This is a genomic window from Pseudomonas sp. LBUM1678, assembly GCF_059695575.1.
Genome location: NZ_CP166775.1, coordinates 6,405,148 through 6,424,100 on the forward strand (window position 1 = coordinate 6,405,148; position 18,953 = coordinate 6,424,100).

Here is an 18,953-nt window from a genome sequence, read left to right on the forward strand (position 1 = left end):
CGATCATGGGTCGTCTAGCGCTGTTTGTACTTACTGCCTGCCTGAGCGTCACCGCCATGGCCGCCGACGTCATCAAAGGTGATCGTCAGGAAAAGTTTGGCGATGTGACGGTGCATTACAACACCTTCAACTCCACCTTCCTGACACCCGAGATCGCTAAAGCCGCGGAGCTCACCCGCAGCAAGAACCAGGGTGTGATCAACGTTTCGGTGATCAAGGAAGGCAAACCGCTGATGGCTCAAGTCAGTGGAACGGTCAAAGACCTGACCAGCCAAAGCGTGCCGCTGAAATTCAAACAGATCACCGAGCAAGGCGCGATCTACTACATCGCCCAGTTCCCGGTCGATCAGCAGGAAGTCCGCACCTTCGAGATCAAGGTGCAGAACGGCGATAAAACCAACACCATCAATTTCAACCAAGAACTTTTCCCCGGCGAATGATGAACTTCACGCAACTCGTACTGGCCAGCCACAACGCCGGCAAACTCAAGGAACTCCAGGCCATGCTCGGCGCATCGGTGCAACTGCGCTCGATCGGCGAGTTCAGCAGTGTCGAGCCTGAAGAAACCGGCCTGTCGTTCGTCGAGAACGCCATCCTCAAGGCCCGCAATGCCGCGCGCATCTCCGGCCTGCCGGCGCTGGCCGACGATTCCGGGCTGGCGGTGGATTTCCTTGGCGGTGCGCCGGGGATCTACTCGGCTCGTTACGCTGACGGTCAGGGCGATGCGGCGAACAACGCCAAGCTGCTCGACGTGTTGAAAGACGTACCGGAAGCCGAACGCGGTGCGCAGTTCGTTTGTGTGCTGGCGCTGGTGCGCCATGCTGACGATCCGTTGCCGATCCTTTGCGAAGGCTTGTGGCACGGGCGCATCCTGCCGGCCGCCAGTGGCGAGCATGGTTTTGGCTACGATCCGCTGTTCTGGGTGCCGGAGCGCGATTGTTCCAGCGCCGAGCTGAGCCCGAGCGACAAGAACCTCATCAGCCACCGCGCCCGTGCAATGGATCTGCTGCGCCAGCGTTTGGGCTTGAAATGACCCACGAATCATCCGCGTCACCGCTGATTTTCGGCGGTGCCACATCATCGCCCCGGGCCGCGCTCCCCGTGCTGCCGCCCCTGGCGTTGTACATCCACATCCCGTGGTGTGTGCGCAAATGCCCTTATTGCGACTTCAACTCCCACACCGCCAGCCCCGTGCTGCCGGAAGAAGAGTATGTCGACGCGTTGCTGGCCGACCTCGATCAGGATTTGCACGCGGTCTACGGTCGCGAGTTGAGTTCGATCTTCTTCGGAGGCGGCACGCCGAGCCTGTTCAGCGCCGAAGCCCTGGGCCGGTTGCTCAAAGGCGTCGAGCAGCGCATTCCGTTTGCCAGCGATATCGAAATCACCCTGGAAGCCAATCCCGGAACGTTCGAGCAGGAGAAATTCCTCGCCTACCGCGCGCTGGGCATCAATCGCCTGTCGATCGGCATTCAAAGTTTTCAGGAAGAGAAGCTGAAGGCGCTGGGGCGGATTCACAACGGCGACGAAGCAGTGCGTGCTGCCGGCATGGCCCGTCAGGCCGGGTTCGATAACTTCAACCTGGACTTGATGCACGGCTTGCCGGATCAGTCGCTGGACGATGCGTTGAGCGACCTGCGCCAGGCCATCGCCCTGAAGCCGACGCATCTGTCCTGGTATCAGCTGACGCTGGAGCCGAACACGGTGTTCTGGAACCAGCCACCTGTGCTTCCGGAAGACGACACGCTGTGGGACATTCAGGAAGCCGGCCAGGCGCTGCTCGCCGAACACGGTTACGCGCAATACGAAGTCTCGGCCTATGCGCAACCCGGTCGCCCGGCTCGGCATAACCTCAATTACTGGAGTTTCGGCGACTTCATCGGCATCGGCGCCGGCGCCCACGGCAAGCTCAGCCATCCGGACGGGCGCATCGTGCGCACCTGGAAGACGCGCCTGCCGAAGGATTATCTGAACCCGGCAAAAAGCTTCAAGGCCGGCGAGAAAGCGCTGACCAACGATGAGTTGCCGTTCGAGTTTCTGATGAATGCCTTGCGCCTGACCGAAGGCGTCGAGTCGCGGCTGTATCCGGAACGCACCGGGCTGAGCCTGGAAAGCCTCGCAGAAGGCCGCCGGGTCGCCGAACAAAGCGGCCTGTTGCAGGTCGAACCGTCACGTCTCGCGGCGACCGATCGCGGACAGCTGTTTCTCAATGACTTGCTGCAAACATTTCTGAGCTGATTTCAGCCTTAGGGGAAAACGAATGGATTTGATACTCGACCTGCTCGCCACCGTCTCCCGCTGGAGCCGCAGCAACCTGTCGGAAATCTCTCTGGCGCTGGTGGGCTGTCTGCTGGTGCTGTTCGGCGCCGACATCAAAGGCTGGGTCGACCAACGCCTGGGCAGCATCGCCGGCGCCCTGCGCGTGCCGTTGCTCGCTCTGGTGTGCATGATCGGGAGCGGCGTGGCGTTGATCTATGCCACGCCATGGATCATCAAAGGCCTGAGCCAGTTCAACAACTACAGCCTGGCGCCGGTGTTGTTGGTGGTGCTGGTGTTGATTGGCGTAGTCGCCGACCGCCGCTGACCTTTGGCTACACCCAAAACAACTGTGGGAGCGAGCCTGCTCGCGATGAGGGCCTGACATTCAACATCTTCGTTGACGGTCAGACCGCTATCGCGAGCAGGCTCGCTCCCACAGTTTTTGTATTGCGAATGCCCTTTATGGCTTGTCCGCGGACTTGGCTCCGCTGCGGATCCTGGCATTGATTCCCATGAAGTCGTGGCAGCCCAACGCTTCGGCTTTGTCCAGATACTCAACATTCTGACGGTCGAGCCTGCCGCTCTCATTAACTCGGCTTATTGCCAGAATGTAATTGGCTTCGGCCCGATACTGATCTTCTGTGAGCATCAACGCGACAGCACGCGCCTGCAAGGACCCTATCACTCGTTCTTTTGACAAGCCTGGCTGCAAGTCCTGAAAGCACAGGGCGCGTTTGGCCGGCATCGGATAAAAATCAGCAAAAATATCTCGCTGCTGAAGCAGTTCCTCAAGCGTCTGCAGGTATTTCAAGTGACCGGCATCGCGCCGGTCAGACTTCATATAAAACTCATCACATCGATGGTAGTAGGCAACGGCCGCCGCCAGTAAACCCTGGCCCATGGCTTTTTCATAAAGATCGCAGGTTTCCCTGCGCTGTTGTTCCGTAGGGCCCGGCTTGCTCAGCGTGTTGGCCAGCAAATAGCTCGCGATTGGATGCCCGCCATCAGACGCCATCTTCAAATTGTATTTGAAGGCCGTCAGATCACTTTCCATGTTGGCTATTTGTTCGGGTTTGTTCTTGAAGTCGAGCTCCCCGCTTGCTTCCAGCCTGACCAACTCATCCGCGTTACGTTTGATCTGATCGGCCGCGTCTTGGGCACGCTCGAAGTAATCGTCAATGGTCAGCGTCGACGCGCCAGCCAGTGAAGGCAGAGCACTGAATACAAGAATGCAGGCAAGGATGAATTTCAAAACCTTGTCTTCCTTTACAAGTGGGGACGTAGGGCTTTCGGCGGCCAGGCATCATTCTTGAACCCGACACAAAACAAATGTGGGAGCGAGCCTGCTCGCGATGAGGGCCTGACATTCAACATCTTCGTTGACGGTCAGACCGCTATCGCGAGCAGGCTCGCTCCCACAGTTTTTTGTTGCGTAGGGCTCAGGACTGTTTTTCGAACTTCAGGTCCCACACGCCATGCCCAAGACGTTCGCCACGGCGTTCGAACTTGGTGATCGGGCGCTCGGTCGGGCGCGGGACGCATTTGCCGTCTTCGGCCAGGTTGCGATAACCCGGTGCGACGTTCATCACTTCCAGCATGTACTCGGCGTACGGTTCCCAGTCGGTGGCCATGTGCAGGATGCCGCCGACTTTCAACTTGCTGCGCACCAGTTCAGCGAAGGACGCCTGAACGATACGGCGCTTGTGGTGACGGCTCTTGTGCCATGGGTCCGGGAAAAACAGCATCAGGCGATCGAGGCTGTTGTCGGCCACGCAACGGTTGAGCACTTCGATCGCGTCGCAATCGTAGACCCGCAGGTTGATCAGGCCCTGGGTCAGCACGCCATTGAGCAGCGCGCCAACACCCGGACGGTGAACTTCCACACCAATGAAATCCTGTTCCGGCGAAGCCGCGGCCATTTCCAGCAGCGAATGACCCATGCCGAAACCGATTTCCAGCGAGCGCGGCGCGGAGCGACCGAACACTTGGTCGAAGTCCACCGGCGCATCGGCCAGCGGCAGGACGAACAGAGGCGTGCCCTGCTCCAGGCCTTTTTGCTGGCCTTCAGTCATGCGCCCGGCGCGCATCACAAAACTCTTGATGCGGCGGTGTTGGCGCTCTTCGCCTTCTTCCGTCTGGATTGGCGTGTCGTTTGATTCAGTCATCAATGGCTCTTACTTGATCAGACCATCCAGCGGCGAGGAGGCGCTGGCATAGAGTTTTTTCGGCATGCGGCCGGCGAGGTAGGCCAGGCGGCCCGCAACGATGGCGTGTTTCATGGCTTCGGCCATCATGATCGGCTGTTGTGCATGGGCGATGGCCGAGTTCATCAGCACCGCTTCGCAACCCAGTTCCATGGCGATAGTGGCGTCGGAAGCGGTACCGACACCGGCATCCACCAGCACCGGGATCTTGGCTTCTTCGAGGATGATCTGCAGGTTGTACGGGTTGCAGATCCCCAGGCCCGTGCCGATCAGGCCTGCCAGTGGCATGACCGCGATAACACCAATTTCCGCCAGTTGACGGGCGATGATCGGGTCATCGCTGGTGTAGACCATCACGTCGAAGCCTTCCTTGACCAGCACTTCGGCGGCCTTGAGGGTTTCGATCACGTTGGGGAACAGGGTTTTCTGGTCCGCCAGTACTTCCAGCTTCACCAGGTTGTGGCCGCCGAGCAGCTCACGGGCCAGGCGACAGGTGCGCACAGCCTCGGTCGCGTCGAAGCAACCGGCAGTGTTCGGCAGGAAGGTGTAGCGATCCGGCGACAGGACTTCGAGCAGGTTCGGTTCGCCCGGGTTCTGGCCGAGGTTGGTGCGGCGCACGGCGAAAGTGACGATCTCGGCACCCGAGGCTTCGATGGCCAGGCGAGTTTCTTCCATGTCACGGTACTTGCCGGTGCCTACCAGCAAACGCGACTGGTAAGTACGACCGGCCAGGACGAAGGGCTTGTCGCTACGAACGATGCTCATGGGAAATCCTCTGTAGGGGTGAGGTTCTTGCAGAATTCTGTGCCCTTGTGGGCCGGGCGACTAGCCGCCGCCGATGGCGTGCACCACTTCGACGTTGTCGCCGTCGTTCAGCGTGGTGTCGGCATGCTGGCTGCGCGGGACGATATCCAGATTGAGTTCGACCGCCACCCGGCGTCCGGTCAGTTCCAGACGGGTCAGCAGGGCCGCAACGGTTTCACCGTCGGGCAGTTCAAGGGATTCGCCGTTCAACTGAATGCGCATACCGAATGCCGCCATCATTTTTAGGGGCTGGCATTCTAGCCCGATCAGTCTTGGCGACCCAAGCCATTCGTCATGAAATGGACCGCCCGGTCAGCTCAACCGCCAGGCGGCAAGCCCCAGGCAGAACCAGCCGACCAGGAATGCCAGGCCGCCGAAGGGAGTGATGATCCCGAGCTTGCTGACGCCTGTCAGGGTCAGCAGGTACAGACTGCCGGAAAACAGCAGGATACCGATGGCAAACGAAGCGCCGGCCCATGTGGTCAGGCGACCCGGAATCTGCGTGGCCAGCAGCGCCACGCCCAGCAGCGCCAGGGTGTGCACCAATTGATAGGTGACGCCGGTGTGGAAGATCGCCAGATACTCAGGGGTCAGACGGTTTTTCAGGCCGTGAGCGGCGAACGCGCCAAGGGCAACACCAGTGAAGCCGAAGAAAGCGGCCAGCATCAGAAAGCCACGCAGCATGAAGAACTCCAGTCAGACTCGATCAACAGGGTCTGTATAATGGCCCGCTCAACGGGTTCGGCCAAGCCATCTCTATGCTGCGTATTTTTTTGCGACGATTTACAAAGGCCCTGCTCTGGTTCGCGGGCGGCAGCGTATTGCTGGTTCTGATTTTTCGCGTGGTACCGCCACCGGGAACGGCCTTGATGGTCGAGCGCAAGGTCGAGTCCTGGTTCGACGGCGAGCCGATTGACCTGCAACGCACCTGGAAGCCCTGGGATGAAATCTCCGATGACCTGAAAGTCGCGGTGATTGCGGGCGAGGATCAGAAATTCCCGGAGCATTGGGGTTTTGACTTTGGGGCGATCCAGAAAGCCTTGGCCCATAACGAACTCGGCGGTTCGATTCGCGGTGCCAGCACCCTGAGCCAGCAAGTCTCGAAGAATCTGTTTCTGTGGTCTGGGCGCAGCTGGCTGCGCAAAGGCCTGGAAGCCTGGTTCACCGGGTTGATCGAGGTGCTCTGGCCCAAGCAGCGGATTCTTGAGGTGTACCTGAACAGCGTTGAGTGGGATGACGGGGTTTTTGGCGCGGAAGCGGCGGCCCGGCATCACTTTGGTGTTGGCGCCAAGTCGTTGTCCCGTCAACAGGCAAGCTTGCTGGCGGCGGTGCTGCCTAATCCGCGGGTGTGGAGTGCGAGTCATCCGACCAACTATGTTGCGCGTCGGGCCGGGTGGATTCGGCAGCAGATGAGTCAGTTGGGCGGGGATAGCTATTTGGTGGGGCTCAATGATTCGCGCCGGGCGCCCTGGGCTCAGTAGCCGATCACTCTAATGAACACTGATAATCCCCTGTGGGAGTGAGCCTGCTCGCGATAGCGGTTGATCATTCAACACCCATGGCGACTGATCCGACGCTATCGCGAGCAGGCTCGCTTGTATGTTTAGACTTGAAGGGGTGGGCGGGACTACAGACTCGATTCTGACTCTGACCAGTACAGACCGTGGGAGACTTCTCGTCCCGCCCCTTCTACCCAAAGCGCCGATAAGGAATTCATCGGTAAACCGACGATAGAGACAAGCCAGCGCAACGGTAGACCCCAACAAGCACTTAAACCCTAGCTCCGAGGATTTGTCATGACAATCCTTACTTCGCAGACGGTTGTTGGTATCGATATCGCCAAGGCCCAAATTGCTGTCTATCGCACCGACCTGCAAATCATTCAAGACATCAAGAACGATCGAACCACCCTTAAACGTTGGCTTAAAACCCTGCCCGCCCAAAGCGCTATCGCCGTTGAAGCCACCAACATTTACCACCTGGACACGGTTGAGTTGGCTCATGAAATGGGTCATCAGGTCTACGTGGTGGACGCTTATCGGGTAAGTCATTACCGCCGTGGCGTCGGACAACGAGCCAAGAATGATCCCTGCGATGCGCGTTTGCTGGCGCGTTACTTGGAGAATGAACAAACCAAACTGCGGGTCTGGAGCCCGCCACCCAAGGCCTACAGCTCACTGAAAAGCCTTCTCCATAGACGTGCAACGCTGATCCAGAACCATGCTGGGCTGATGTTGAGTTGGGCCAATGAACCCTTGTTGAAGAAAGTGCAGGCCGCTCAGCAGAAGGCATTCAAGCAAGCGGATCAGGCTATTCAGAAACTGCTGCGCAAGGTCAGCAAAGAGGCAGGGATTGAGGCGAATATTGATCGCTGCAAAGCCATAGAAGGCGTTGGGGAGCTGACCGCAACGGGGTTAGCGACGACTTTTATGCGGGGTGATTTTGCGAACAGCGATGCGTTCATCGCATTCCTGGGAATGGACTTGGCAGTCGACGATTCCGGCAAGAAGAATGGGCGGCGGTACCTGACCAAAAAAGGAGATCCGGAGGTTCGTCGTTTGGCTTACAACGCCGCAATGGCGGCGTGTCGCTCGTCTAAATGGAAGCCGTTTTACGAGGCATACCTGGCTAGAGGCTTCTCGAAAACCCAGGCTTTGGTCGCCTTGGCCCGAAAGCTCTGTCGGGTGGCATTTGCCCTGATGAAAAATCAGAGCGAATACCTGTCAGCCTGAGAATTCAGGGTTGCCGGGCAACATAGAATCTCCCACAGGGGCCGGCGTCGTACGGAAAGAATGCGTACAAACAAAAACGCCCCGATCAATGATCGGGGCGTTTTTTATTGCCGGGCGCGCAGGTTAAGCGGCGATCGACAACTTGAGCTTGTTCATCGCGCTCTTCTCAAGCTGACGAATACGCTCGGCCGACACGTTGTACTTCTGCGCCAGGTCGTGCAGCGTGGCTTTCTCTTCAGCCAACCAGCGCTGATAAAGGATGTCACGGCTGCGGTCGTCCAGCACTTCCAGCGCTTCGTGCAGGTTGTGGTTGGAGTTGTCGCTCCAGTCGGCATCTTCCAGTTGACGGGCCGGGTCGTACCGGTGGTCTTCCAGATAGTTGGCCGGCGACTGGAAAGCACTGTCGTCGTCCGCTTCTGCGGCCGGGTCGAAGGCCATGTCATGGCCGGTCAGGCGACTTTCCATCTCGCGCACTTCCCGCGGCTCTACGCCGAGGCTTTCCGCCACACGGTGGACTTCCTCGTTGTTCAGCCACGCCAGGCGTTTCTTCTGGCTGCGCAGGTTGAAGAACAGCTTGCGCTGGGCCTTGGTGGTCGCGACTTTCACAATGCGCCAGTTGCGCAGGATGAACTCGTGAATTTCCGCCTTGATCCAGTGCACCGCGAACGAAACCAGGCGCACACCCATTTCCGGGTTGAAGCGCTTCACCGCCTTCATCAGGCCGACGTTGCCTTCCTGGATCAGGTCAGCCTGAGCCAGGCCGTAGCCGGAATAGCTACGGGCGATATGCACAACAAAACGCAGGTGGGCGAGCACCATCTGCCGAGCCGCCCCCAAATCCTGCTCATAATAGAGACTCTCGGCCAGTTCACGCTCCTGCTCCGGAGTCAGCAATGGAATGCTGTTCACGGTGTGCACATAGGCCTCCAGGTTCGCACCCGGGACCAGAGCATATGCAGGTTGCAAAGAATTGGTCATACGAAAAAACCTCCCACTTACAAACTCGTGCAGTTCAGCACTGCGAAAATTGACCGGAAACCGAAAGACAAGTTCCCATAAACGCTGAAAGGTCAATACGAGCAAAATGATACTACTTAGGCGCAAGCTCCCTCAGGTGGCGTGCGACTGCAATCCATGCACCGATATACCCCAACAGCACCGCGCCAAGCAAGAGAGACAGACCGTCGGCAACTGGCACTCCGGCCAGAGCGAAATCACTGCCGTACAAACCGGCCAGCCCAACCACTGCGTCGTTCAGCCAGTTCAGGCCGAACGCCAATACACCCCAGGAAAGCATCCCCGCACCGAAACCATACAACGCGCCCATATACAGAAAGGGCCTGCGTACATAGCTGTCCGTGCCGCCGACGAGTTTAATCACTTCTATCTCTGTGCGGCGGTTTTCAATATGAAGACGAATGGTATTGCCTATCACCAAAAGTAATGCAGAAACCAGAAGCACGGTCAGACCGAAGACAAAACGGTCACCCAGCTTGAGGATCGCTGCCAGACGCTCGACCCAGACTAGATCAAGTTGCGCCTGTTGTACCTTCGGCAACTCGGAAAGTTTTTGTCGTAATGCTTCAAGCGCGGGCTTGTCGACTTCGTTCGGGGTCACCAGCACCACGCCTGGCAGCGGGTTTTCCGGCAGCTCCTTGAGCGCCTCGCCCAGACCGGACTGTTGCTGGAACTCTTCCAGCGCCTGATCACGACCGACATATTCCGCCTCCGCGACGCCGGGCATGCCTTTGATCTGCTCGCGCAACGACTCGCCCTCAGCAGGACTCGCCTCGAGTTGCAGGTACAGGGAAATCTGCGCCGCTCGCTGCCAGGAACCGCCCAGACGCTCGACGTTACTTAGCAAAAGTGACAGGCCCATCGGCAAACTCAGGGCAACCGCCATCACCATGCAGGTGAAAAAGCTGCCGATCGGCTGTTTGCCCAATCGACGCAAGCTATCCAGCAAACTGGCGCGATGACTTTCTATCCAGGCGCGAAACAGCGTGGCGAAATCCGGGCCGTCGTCATCGTCGCGTTTTTTCTTCTGCGGTTGCGGATCGGCGGCTTTCGGCGCCACACGTTCGGAAACCTTGGGGCTGCGTGTCGCACTCATTCGCTCGCCTCCCCGTCGCCGATCAGTCGGCCGCGTTGCAGGGTCAGCATGCGATGACGCATACGGGCGATCAACGCCAGGTCGTGACTGGCAATCAGCACGCTGGTGCCCAGACGGTTGATGTCTTCGAACACGCCCATGATCTCTGCCGCCAGGCGCGGGTCGAGGTTACCGGTCGGTTCGTCCGCCAGCAGCAAGGCTGGACGGTGGACGATGGCGCGGGCGATGCCGACGCGCTGTTGCTGACCGGTGGACAGGTCGCCAGGATACAGATCGGTTTTATCCGACAGCGCCACGCGCTCAAGCGCCGAATCCACGCGCTTGACGATCTCGGCCTTCGACAGGCCAAGGATCTGCAACGGCAGCGCGATGTTATTGAACACCGTGCGATCGAACAGCAACTGGTGATTCTGGAACACCACACCGATCTGCCGCCGCAGATAAGGAATCTGCGCATTGCTGATGGTGGCGAGGTCCTGGCCGGCAAGCAGCAATTTACCGGTGGTTGGACGCTCCATCGCCAGCAGCAGCCGCAGCAAGGTGCTTTTACCGGCGCCGGAATGCCCGGTCACAAACAAAAACTCGCCCCGACGGACTCGAAAGCTCAGCTCATGCAAGCCGACGTGACCGTTCGGGTAGCGCTTACCGACCTGTTCGAAACGAATCATGAACGCTCCCGCTCGGCAAACAATGCCTGGACAAAGGGTTCTGCCTCAAAAGTACGCAAGTCATCGATGCCTTCACCGACGCCGATGTAGCGAATCGGCAAACCAAATTGCTTGGCCAGGGCGAAAATCACCCCACCCTTGGCGGTGCCGTCGAGCTTGGTCAGCGCCAGGCCAGTCAGTTCGACGGTCTGGTTGAATTGCTTGGCCTGGTTGATGGCGTTCTGGCCAGTACCGGCGTCGAGCACCAACAGCACTTCGTGCGGCGCATCGGCGTCGAGCTTGCTGATGACCCGGCGAACCTTTTTCAACTCTTCCATCAAATTGTCTTTGGTGTGCAGGCGACCGGCGGTGTCAGCGATCAACACGTCAATGCCACGGGCCTTGGCGGCTTGCACGGCATCGAAGATAACCGAAGCCGAGTCGGCGCCGGTGTGCTGGGCGATGACCGGAATCTTGTTGCGCTCGCCCCACACCTGCAACTGCTCGACGGCGGCGGCGCGGAAAGTATCGCCGGCCGCAAGCATGACTTTCTTGCCTTCAAGCTGCAGCTTCTTCGCCAGTTTGCCGATGGTGGTGGTCTTGCCGGCGCCATTGACGCCAACCACCAGAATCACGAAGGGCTTGTTCTGCGAGGTGATTTTCAGTGGCTGCTCGACAGGCTTGAGCATCGCCGCGAGTTCAGCTTGCAGGGATTTGTACAGCGCATCGGCATCGGCCAGCTCTTTGCGCGCGACTTTTTGGGTCAGGCGCTGGATGATCACCGAAGTCGCTTCGACGCCAACGTCGGCGGTCAGCAGACGGGTTTCGATGTCTTCGAGTAGCTCGTCATCGATGATTTTCTTGCCCAGGAACAGGCTGGCCATGCCTTCGCCAATGCTGGCGCTGGTCTTGGACAAGCCTTGCTTGAGGCGCGCGAAGAAACCGGCTTTGGTTTCTTCGGTACGCGGCGTCTCGACCGGGACTTCGACGGGAACGTCGGGCGTGGTGACTACCGGAGCAACAACCGGAGCAGGCGCAGGCGCGTCAACCACAGGAGCGACAAACGCAGGAATCACCGGTTCTGGAGCAATCGGCTCAGGTTCGGCTACGACAACCGGCGCAACGACAGGCTCAATAACCGGCACTTGAACAGGCTCAGGCACAAAGGCAGTCGGCGCAGGAATCGGCGGCGTCACATGCGGCGCCAGCTCGTCTTCAACCAAGGCCACCGGCTCTTCCGCCACCGGCAACGTCAGCCACGGTTCTGTAGCGGGTGCCAGCGGTTGCTCGGCAACGACTTCGGGTTCAGCCACCGGTTGCAGCACAGGCTCGGCAATCGGCAAGACAATTGGCGCCGGCTCTTCTTCTATTACCGGTGCAAGTGTTGGCTCAGGAAGTGGTTGTGGCTGTTCGACGACGGGTTCCTGCGGCTTTTTGCGCAGCCATCCGAACAGGCTTTTCTTCTCGCCAGCCGCAGCTGGGGTCTTCTTGTCGTCGTTGGAACCAAACATGGAGGACGGCTATCTCACGGTAGCGACGCGCCTAAGGGCGCCCCGGCAAATAAATATTCGATGCAGAACAGACTGCGATTGACCCAGCTTGTTCACGCGCAACATTTTGTCGAGGTGCAAACAGCACCTCAAAGGTTGACTAATACGAAGGACTGGAACGGCATCGTCGGCGAAAACGCAGAGTTTAGCTGACAAACTCAAAGCTTCCGCCGCAAACCCAAACAACCTGCTGACCGATCAAAGGCCTGATAGGCGTGGCCGCCAGTAAAACGGATCAGTATCCTAGCACCCTCTCGCCCGCCGACGCTAAGACCAAGCGGGCAGCTCAACAGGTTTAAAAACGAATGAATGCTTTAGCCCGCCGCGCTGCAGGCCTGCTGCTCAGCACAGTTTGTCTGCCCCTCTCGGCCCTGGCTGCCGATCCACAACCCACTCACGAATTCACTCTGGATAACGGCCTGAAGGTCGTTGTGCGCGAAGACCATCGCGCGCCAGTGGTGGTTTCCCAAGTCTGGTACAAGGTCGGCTCAAGTTACGAGACGCCGGGCCAGACCGGTTTGTCCCACGCCCTGGAACACATGATGTTCAAGGGCAGCGAGAAAGTCGGCCCCGGTGAAGCGTCGCTGATCCTGCGCGACCTCGGCGCCGAAGAGAACGCCTTCACCAGCGATGACTTCACGGCGTATTACCAGGTGCTGGCCCGCGACCGCCTCGGCGTGGCTTTCGAGCTGGAAGCCGACCGCATGGCCAGCCTGCGCCTGCCGGCCGACGAGTTCGCCCGGGAAATCGAAGTCATTAAAGAAGAACGTCGTCTGCGCACCGACGACAAACCGATGTCCAAGGCCTACGAACGCTTCAAGGCCATGGCCTTCCCGGCCAGCGGTTACCACACGCCGACCATTGGCTGGATGGCGGACCTGGACCGCATGAAAGTCGAAGAGCTGCGCCACTGGTACCAATCCTGGTACGTGCCGAACAACGCCACGCTGGTGGTGGTCGGCGACGTGACCCCGGACGAGGTCAAAACCCTGGCCCAGCGTTATTTCGGCCCGATCGCCAAACGTGATGTGCCGCCGGCGAAAATCCCGCTGGAACTGGCCGAACCCGGCGAGCGCCAGATCACCCTGCACGTGCAGACCCAATTGCCGAGCCTGATGCTGGGCTTCAACGTGCCGAGCATCGCCACCGCCGAAGACAAACGCTCGGTCAACGCCTTGCGCCTGATCTCGGCCCTGCTCGACGGCGGCTACAGCGGTCGCATCCCGACGCAACTGGAACGCGGCGAAGAGCTGGTGTCCGGTGGTTCGTCGAGTTATGACGCCTACACCCGCGGCGACAGCCTGTTCACCTTGTCGGCCACGCCGAACACGCAGAAAAAGAAAACCATGGCCCAGACTGAAGCCGGCCTGTGGAAGCTGCTCGAACAGCTGAAAACCACCGCGCCGTCCGCCGAAGAACTGGAACGCGTCCGCGCCCAGGTCATCGCCGGCCTGGTCTACGAGCGTGATTCGATCACCAGCCAGGCCACCTCCATCGGCCAACTGGAAACCGTCGGCCTGTCCTGGAAACTCATGGACACCGAACTCGCCGACCTCGAAAGCGTGACCCCGGAAGATATCCAGAAAGCCGCCAAGCTGTATTTCACCCGCGAACGTCTCAGCGTCGCCCATGTACTGCCACTGGAGACGACTCATGAGTGAGCGTAAGAAATCCCGTCTGGCCCTGATCGGCCTGATCGCAGCCGTACTGATCGGCTCCGCTGCGTTTTATCTGTCGAAAAGCGATGACACCACGGCCAGCGAAGCGCTCGACAAGGCCAAATCCAGCCAGAAGCTGCAATCGCTGACCGAACTCGACGGCAAGGCACCGAGCCACCGCTCCCTCGACGTACAGACCTGGAACACCGCCGAAGGCGCCAAGGTGATGTTCGTCGAAGCCCGCGAGCTGCCGATGTTCGACATGCGCCTGATCTTCGCCGCCGGCAGCAGCCAGGACGGCAACGCGCCCGGTCTCGCCCTGTTGACCAACGCGATGCTCAACGAAGGTGTGGCTGGTAAAGATGTCGGCGCCATCGCTCAGGGCTTCGAAGGCCTGGGCGCAGACTTTGGCAACGGCGCGTTCAAGGACATGGCTCTGGCTTCCCTGCGCAGCCTAAGCGCCGCCGACAAGCGCGAGCCCGCGCTGAAGCTGTTCTCTGAAGTCGTCGGCAAGCCGACTTTCCCTGCCGACTCCTTTGCGCGCATCAAGAACCAGATGCTCGCCGGTTTCGAATACCAGAAGCAGAACCCGGGCAAACTGGCGAGCCTGGAGTTGATGAACCGTTTGTACGGCGATCACCCTTACGCGCATTCCAGTGACGGCACGGCGAAAACCGTCCCGGCGATTACCGTGGCGCAACTCAAGGCGTTCCACGAGAAAGCCTACGCAGCCGGCAACGTGGTGATTGCACTGGTGGGCGACTTGTCCCGCGCCGAAGCCGAAGCGATTGCCGCGCAAGTCTCCAGCGCGCTGCCAAAAGGCCCGGCACTGGCGAAAATCCCGCAGCCTGAAGAACCAAAAGCCAGCATCGGCCACATCGAGTTCCCGTCCAAGCAAACCAACCTGATGCTTGCGCAACTGGGCATCGACCGTGACGATCCGGACTACGCGGCACTGTCCTTGGGCAACCAGATTCTTGGCGGCGGTGGTTTCGGCACTCGCTTGATGAGCGAAGTGCGCGAGAAGCGTGGCCTGGCGTACGGCGTCTATTCGGGCTTCACCCCGATGCAGGCGCGCGGTCCGTTCATGATTAACCTGCAAACCCGCGCAGAAATGAGCGAAGGCACGCTGAAACTGGTGCAGGATGTTCTTGCCGACTACCTTAAAACCGGCCCGACCCAGAAAGAACTCGACGACGCCAAGCGTGAATTGGCCGGCAGCTTCCCGCTGTCCACCGCCAGCAACGCCGATATCGTCGGCCAGCTCGGCGCCATGGGTTTCTACAACCTGCCGCTGAGTTATCTGAACGACTTCATGCGTGAGTCGCAGAGCCTGACCGTCGAGCAGGTCAAAGCCGCACTGAACAAACACTTGAGCACGGACAAAATGGTCATCGTCAGCGCTGGCCCGACCGTGCCGCAAAAGCCGTTACCGGCCCCAACTGATAAACCTGCCGAGCAGCCGCTCGGGGTTCCGGAGCATTAATGGCCACTCGTCCTAAAAAACCTGTTCACAACGTACACAACGGCGTGAACCAACTGCGCATCATTGGCGGCGAATGGGGCAGCCGGAAGCTGAGCTTCCCGGACGCCCCGGGCCTGCGCCCGACCCCGGACCGGGTCCGTGAAACCCTGTTCAACTGGCTCGCGCCGTACGTTGCCGGGGCCAAAGTGTTTGATCCGTTTGCCGGCAGCGGCGCCTTGTTCCTCGAGGCCTTGTCCCGTGGCGCGGCGATGGGTCAGGCGCTGGACGCCAGCAACATCGCGGTCGCCAGCATCAAGGAGCACCTGGGCACGTTGCGCTGCACCACCGGCCAGATTCAAACCGCCGATGCCCTGCGCTACCTGGAAACCCAGACCGCGACCGCCTACGACCTGGTGTTCCTCGACCCGCCGTTCAACCAGGACCTGTTGCCGACCGTCTGCACCCTGCTTGAAGAGCGTCAGTGGCTGGCCAATGAGGCCTGGATCTACACTGAAAGCGAAAACGCGCCGTCGAGCCTTGGCTTGCCAGGCAACTGGCGCCTGCACCGGGAGCAGAAATCCGGGCGGGTGTATTACGCGTTGTGGCAACGTATGGCAGAGATCGCCGGTTAACCGACCGGCCTGAAAAGGTGCGCACCGGTTGCGCACCGCTGCATCGAGAGCAATCGTGTCCTTTCCGTCAGAACGCTTCACCCCCGCCTTCGGCCTCGGCAACCCGCACCTGCAAACCTTGTGGGGACCGCTGTGGCGCAAAACCACGCACATCGAACGCGAGCGCGAACGCTTGTGGCTTGAGGATGGCGACTTTCTCGACATGGACTGGCACGGCCCGCACACCGCCGATGCGCCGTTGGTGCTGGTGTTGCACGGGCTGACCGGCTCTTCGAATTCGCCTTACGTGGCCGGAGTGCAAAAGGCGTTCGCTGCCCAGGGTTGGGCCAGCGTCGCGTTGAACTGGCGCGGCTGCTCGGGCGAGCCGAATCTTTTGGCGCGCAGCTACCATTCCGGCGCCAGCGAAGATCTGGCCGAAGCCATCAAACATCTGCGGGCCAAGCGCCCTCTCGCACCGCTGTATGCGGTCGGCTATTCCCTGGGCGGCAACGTCTTGCTCAAGCATTTGGGCGAAACCGGCAGTGACAGCGGCGTATCAGGCGCGGTGGCGGTGTCGGTGCCGTTTCGTCTCGATCAATGCGCCGATCGTATCGGCCAGGGTTTTTCGAAGGTCTATCAGGCGCACTTCATGCGCGAGATGGTGGCTTACATCAAGAACAAGCAGCGCCAGTTCCAGCATGACGGACGCGAGGATGGACTGGCGGCATTGGCGGCGTTGGGCTCGCTGGAGAACATGCGCACCTTCTGGGATTTCGATGGCCGGATCACGGCGCCGCTCAATGGTTTCGTCGATGCCGAGGATTACTATCGCCGCGCTTCGAGCCGGTATTTCCTGGGCGAGATCCGCACGCCAACCCTGATCATCCAGGCGGCTGACGACCCCTTCGTGTTCCCCCATAGCTTGCCGCAAACGTCGGAATTGTCCGCCTCCACTCAATTCGAGCTGCAAGCCAAGGGCGGGCATGTCGGTTTTGTCGATGGCTCGTTCCGGCAACCGGGTTATTACCTGGAACGACGCATTCCGCAGTGGCTGAGCGCCGTGGGTCGCGGGTAACCATGGACGCCGATCAGAGCGAGTCGATCCGCTTCTGGCAAACGGCGCCATTGGCTGGCATCGAGTTATTGTCCGCGCGCTACATCGAACACCGCTTCGCGCCCCATGTGCATGACGGTTATGTCATCGGCATGATCATGGCCGGCGCCCAGCGTTATCGCTATCGCGGCGCCGAACACCTGGCCGGCAGCGGCACGCTGGTGCTGATCAACCCTGATGAACTGCACACCGGCCACAAGGGCACGGAGGACGGTTGGTTGTACCGGGCGTTTTATCCGGACAGCGGGCAGATTCTCTCGTTGCTGGATGAACTAGAGCTGCCAACCACTAACCTGCCGGGGTTTGGCGCAACGCTGTACCGCGATCCGGATCTGGTGAAGGGTTTCTGCCAATTGCATCGCTTGCTGGAAAGTCCGTCCACGGCCCTGCAACAGCAAACGGTCTGGCGGGAGATGATGCTGATGCTGCTGCAACGACATGCGGCCGTGCCGATTGCCGGCAAACCCGGCAAGGAGCACCGGGCGGTGGCGCTGGCCAAGGACGTGCTGCAAGCACAATTGGCCGCGCCGCCTTCGCTGGAAGAACTGGCGGCAGCGGTCAACCTGTCACCGTTTCATTTCGCCCGGGTCTTCCGCCGCGCCACGGGCATGCCGCCCCACACCTGGCTGATGCAACAACGCATCGCGCAGGCTAGGGCGCTGTTACAGAACGGTTGTTTGCCACTGGAAGTCGCGATGCAACTGGGATTTGCCGACCAGAGCCATCTGAGTCGGCAGTTCAAGCAGGCTTACGGAGTTGGACCGGGGGCGTATCGCAGTGCTCGGCTGATCTGAGATTTCAAAACAGCCGGAATACCCATGTGGGAGCGAGCCTGCTCGCGATAGCGGTTTAACATTCGACATCTCTACCGACTGATCCACCCCTATCGCGAGCAGGCTCACTCCTACAGGGGATCAGTGTTTATTCCCCGATGGCGATGCCGTGTTGAGGTTCGTTGATCCACTCGCTCCACGACCCGGCATACAACGAGCCCAACGGATAACCCGCGAGGCACAGGGCGAACAGGTTATGGCAAGCCGTCACGCCGGATCCGCAATAAGCCACCAAGTCGGTCGGCGCACGATCGCCGAGTGTCGCGGCAAAGCGTTGTTTGAGCTGCCCAGCCGGCAGGAAGCGCCCGTCACTGCCCAGGTTCTCGGTGAAGGCCGCACATTGCGCACCGGGGATGTGCCCGGCAATCGGGTCGATCGGTTCGACTTCGCCCTTGAAGCGTGGCAAGGCGCGGGCGTCGAGCAAGGTCAGCGCGGGCTGGCCGAGACGCTGCTGAAGCTGTTCGGCACTCAACAGCAGCGCATTGTCTGGCGTCCCGGTGAAGGTGCCGCGCTTGATGTCGCACCTATCCAGACTCAGCGGCAATCCGGCTGCGTGCCAGGCCTTGAGCCCGCCATCGAGAATGAACACGCCATCACGTTTGCCCAGCCATACCAGCAACCACCAGGCCCGCGCCGCGTAGGCACCGGGGCCGTCGTCGTACAAAACCACTTCGCTGTCGGCGTTGATGCCCCAGGCTTGCAGGCGCTCGATCAAGTCTTCAGCTTCAGGCAGCGGATGGCGCCCGGTCACACCTTTAACGACTGTCCCGCTCAAATCACGCTCAAGATCGGCAAAACTCGACCCGGCGATATGCCCTTCGGCATAGCTGCGCTGGCCGTAGTCCGGGTCTTCGAGGGCAAAACGACAATCCAGAATCACCAGCCCAGGCGCATCCTTTTTCAGGTCCAACGCTTGCGGGCTGATCAGTTGCGCAATGGGCATAACGGGCTCCTGTGATTAAGTCG

The 18,953-nt window shown here is 59.9% G+C and carries 21 protein-coding genes; 11 read left to right on the top strand and 10 right to left on the bottom strand.

Annotated elements, in window-relative coordinates; all coding sequences use genetic code 11:
* Positions 1–5 precede the first annotated feature (5 nt).
* From ACA070_RS29205 to ACA070_RS29220, 4 genes are read left to right on the top strand one after another with little or no spacing between them, the layout of a single operon-like run.
* Positions 6–440: a DUF4426 domain-containing protein gene (locus ACA070_RS29205; protein WP_497449311.1), complete on the top strand. Its 435-nt coding sequence runs from the start codon at positions 6–8 to the stop codon at positions 438–440.
* Positions 437–1,033, top strand: coding sequence for an RdgB/HAM1 family non-canonical purine NTP pyrophosphatase (gene rdgB, locus ACA070_RS29210; RefSeq protein WP_497449312.1), 597 nt, complete (start codon positions 437–439; stop codon positions 1,031–1,033). Before ACA070_RS29205 ends, rdgB begins: the two co-directional genes overlap by 4 nt.
* Positions 1,030–2,235 (top strand): radical SAM family heme chaperone HemW, encoded by a 1,206-nt coding sequence (gene hemW, locus ACA070_RS29215; protein WP_497449313.1) that lies wholly within the window; start codon positions 1,030–1,032, stop codon positions 2,233–2,235. The genes rdgB and hemW overlap by 4 nt, the downstream gene beginning before the upstream one ends.
* A 22-nt stretch (positions 2,236–2,257) precedes the next feature.
* Positions 2,258–2,581: a DUF3392 domain-containing protein gene (locus ACA070_RS29220; protein ID WP_131061120.1), complete on the top strand. Its 324-nt coding sequence runs from the start codon at positions 2,258–2,260 to the stop codon at positions 2,579–2,581.
* Between the two features lie 135 nt (positions 2,582–2,716).
* Here the strand turns inward: ACA070_RS29220 and ACA070_RS29225 are convergent, their stop codons facing one another.
* From ACA070_RS29225 to ACA070_RS29245, 5 genes are all read right to left on the bottom strand, one after another.
* The gene (locus ACA070_RS29225) at positions 2,717–3,508 is read right to left on the bottom strand and encodes a hypothetical protein (protein ID WP_497449314.1); all 792 of its coding nucleotides are present in this window, start codon (positions 3,506–3,508) and stop codon (positions 2,717–2,719) included.
* A gap of 187 nt (positions 3,509–3,695) precedes the next feature.
* Positions 3,696–4,421, bottom strand: a complete 726-nt coding sequence (gene trmB / locus ACA070_RS29230) for a tRNA (guanosine(46)-N7)-methyltransferase TrmB (protein ID WP_497449315.1) — start codon at positions 4,419–4,421, stop codon at positions 3,696–3,698.
* Positions 4,422–4,430: 9 nt separating this feature from the next.
* Complete coding sequence (locus ACA070_RS29235) at positions 4,431–5,225, bottom strand: thiazole synthase (protein ID WP_008068101.1); 795 nt, start codon at positions 5,223–5,225, stop codon at positions 4,431–4,433.
* Positions 5,226–5,285: 60 nt separating this feature from the next.
* A complete protein-coding gene (gene thiS / locus ACA070_RS29240) occupies positions 5,286–5,486 on the bottom strand; it encodes a sulfur carrier protein ThiS (protein WP_165557463.1) in 201 nt (66 codons plus the stop codon).
* A gap of 90 nt (positions 5,487–5,576) precedes the next feature.
* Positions 5,577–5,948 (bottom strand): DUF423 domain-containing protein, encoded by a 372-nt coding sequence (locus tag ACA070_RS29245; protein WP_497449316.1) that lies wholly within the window; start codon positions 5,946–5,948, stop codon positions 5,577–5,579.
* 74 nt (positions 5,949–6,022) lie between these two features.
* Here ACA070_RS29245 and mtgA point away from each other — a divergent pair, with 74 nt between their 5' ends.
* Positions 6,023–6,745, top strand: a complete 723-nt coding sequence (mtgA, locus tag ACA070_RS29250) for a monofunctional biosynthetic peptidoglycan transglycosylase (protein WP_497449317.1) — start codon at positions 6,023–6,025, stop codon at positions 6,743–6,745.
* Positions 6,746–7,060: 315 nt separating this feature from the next.
* Entirely contained in the window at positions 7,061–7,996 is a 936-nt protein-coding gene (locus tag ACA070_RS29255) for an IS110 family transposase (protein ID WP_497447458.1), read from the top strand.
* Between the two features lie 123 nt (positions 7,997–8,119).
* Here ACA070_RS29255 and rpoH read toward each other — a convergent pair whose 3' ends face one another.
* The 4 genes from rpoH to ftsY form a co-directional block, all read right to left on the bottom strand.
* On the bottom strand, positions 8,120–8,974 hold the full coding sequence (rpoH, locus tag ACA070_RS29260; RefSeq protein ID WP_007897890.1) for an RNA polymerase sigma factor RpoH: 855 nt from the start codon (positions 8,972–8,974) through the stop codon (positions 8,120–8,122).
* 112 nt (positions 8,975–9,086) lie between these two features.
* Complete coding sequence (gene ftsX, locus ACA070_RS29265; protein ID WP_497449318.1) at positions 9,087–10,109, bottom strand: permease-like cell division protein FtsX; 1,023 nt, start codon at positions 10,107–10,109, stop codon at positions 9,087–9,089.
* Positions 10,106–10,777, bottom strand: coding sequence for a cell division ATP-binding protein FtsE (ftsE, locus tag ACA070_RS29270; RefSeq protein ID WP_497449319.1), 672 nt, complete (start codon positions 10,775–10,777; stop codon positions 10,106–10,108). Before ftsE ends, ftsX begins: the two co-directional genes overlap by 4 nt.
* Positions 10,774–12,267, bottom strand: a complete 1,494-nt coding sequence (gene ftsY / locus ACA070_RS29275) for a signal recognition particle-docking protein FtsY (RefSeq protein WP_497449320.1) — start codon at positions 12,265–12,267, stop codon at positions 10,774–10,776. Before ftsY ends, ftsE begins: the two co-directional genes overlap by 4 nt.
* A gap of 344 nt (positions 12,268–12,611) precedes the next feature.
* On the opposite strand from ftsY, the gene ACA070_RS29280 reads away from it, so the two are divergent.
* Genes ACA070_RS29280 through ACA070_RS29300 form a run of 5 tightly spaced genes read left to right on the top strand, consistent with a single transcriptional unit; the run spans position 12,612 to position 17,948 of the window.
* A complete protein-coding gene (locus ACA070_RS29280) occupies positions 12,612–13,967 on the top strand; it encodes a M16 family metallopeptidase (RefSeq protein WP_497449321.1) in 1,356 nt (451 codons plus the stop codon).
* Positions 13,960–15,450: a M16 family metallopeptidase gene (locus tag ACA070_RS29285; protein ID WP_497449322.1), complete on the top strand. Its 1,491-nt coding sequence runs from the start codon at positions 13,960–13,962 to the stop codon at positions 15,448–15,450. The genes ACA070_RS29280 and ACA070_RS29285 overlap by 8 nt, the downstream gene beginning before the upstream one ends.
* Entirely contained in the window at positions 15,450–16,061 is a 612-nt protein-coding gene (gene rsmD, locus ACA070_RS29290) for a 16S rRNA (guanine(966)-N(2))-methyltransferase RsmD (protein WP_109635619.1), read from the top strand. Before ACA070_RS29285 ends, rsmD begins: the two co-directional genes overlap by 1 nt.
* A 55-nt stretch (positions 16,062–16,116) precedes the next feature.
* Positions 16,117–17,115: a hydrolase gene (locus tag ACA070_RS29295; protein WP_461956147.1), complete on the top strand. Its 999-nt coding sequence runs from the start codon at positions 16,117–16,119 to the stop codon at positions 17,113–17,115.
* Positions 17,116–17,117: 2 nt separating this feature from the next.
* Positions 17,118–17,948, top strand: a complete 831-nt coding sequence (locus tag ACA070_RS29300; protein WP_497449323.1) for an AraC family transcriptional regulator — start codon at positions 17,118–17,120, stop codon at positions 17,946–17,948.
* A gap of 127 nt (positions 17,949–18,075) precedes the next feature.
* On the opposite strand, the gene ACA070_RS29305 is transcribed toward ACA070_RS29300, so the two are convergent.
* Positions 18,076–18,930, bottom strand: a complete 855-nt coding sequence (locus tag ACA070_RS29305) for a sulfurtransferase (RefSeq protein ID WP_497449324.1) — start codon at positions 18,928–18,930, stop codon at positions 18,076–18,078.
* Positions 18,931–18,953 lie beyond the last annotated feature (23 nt).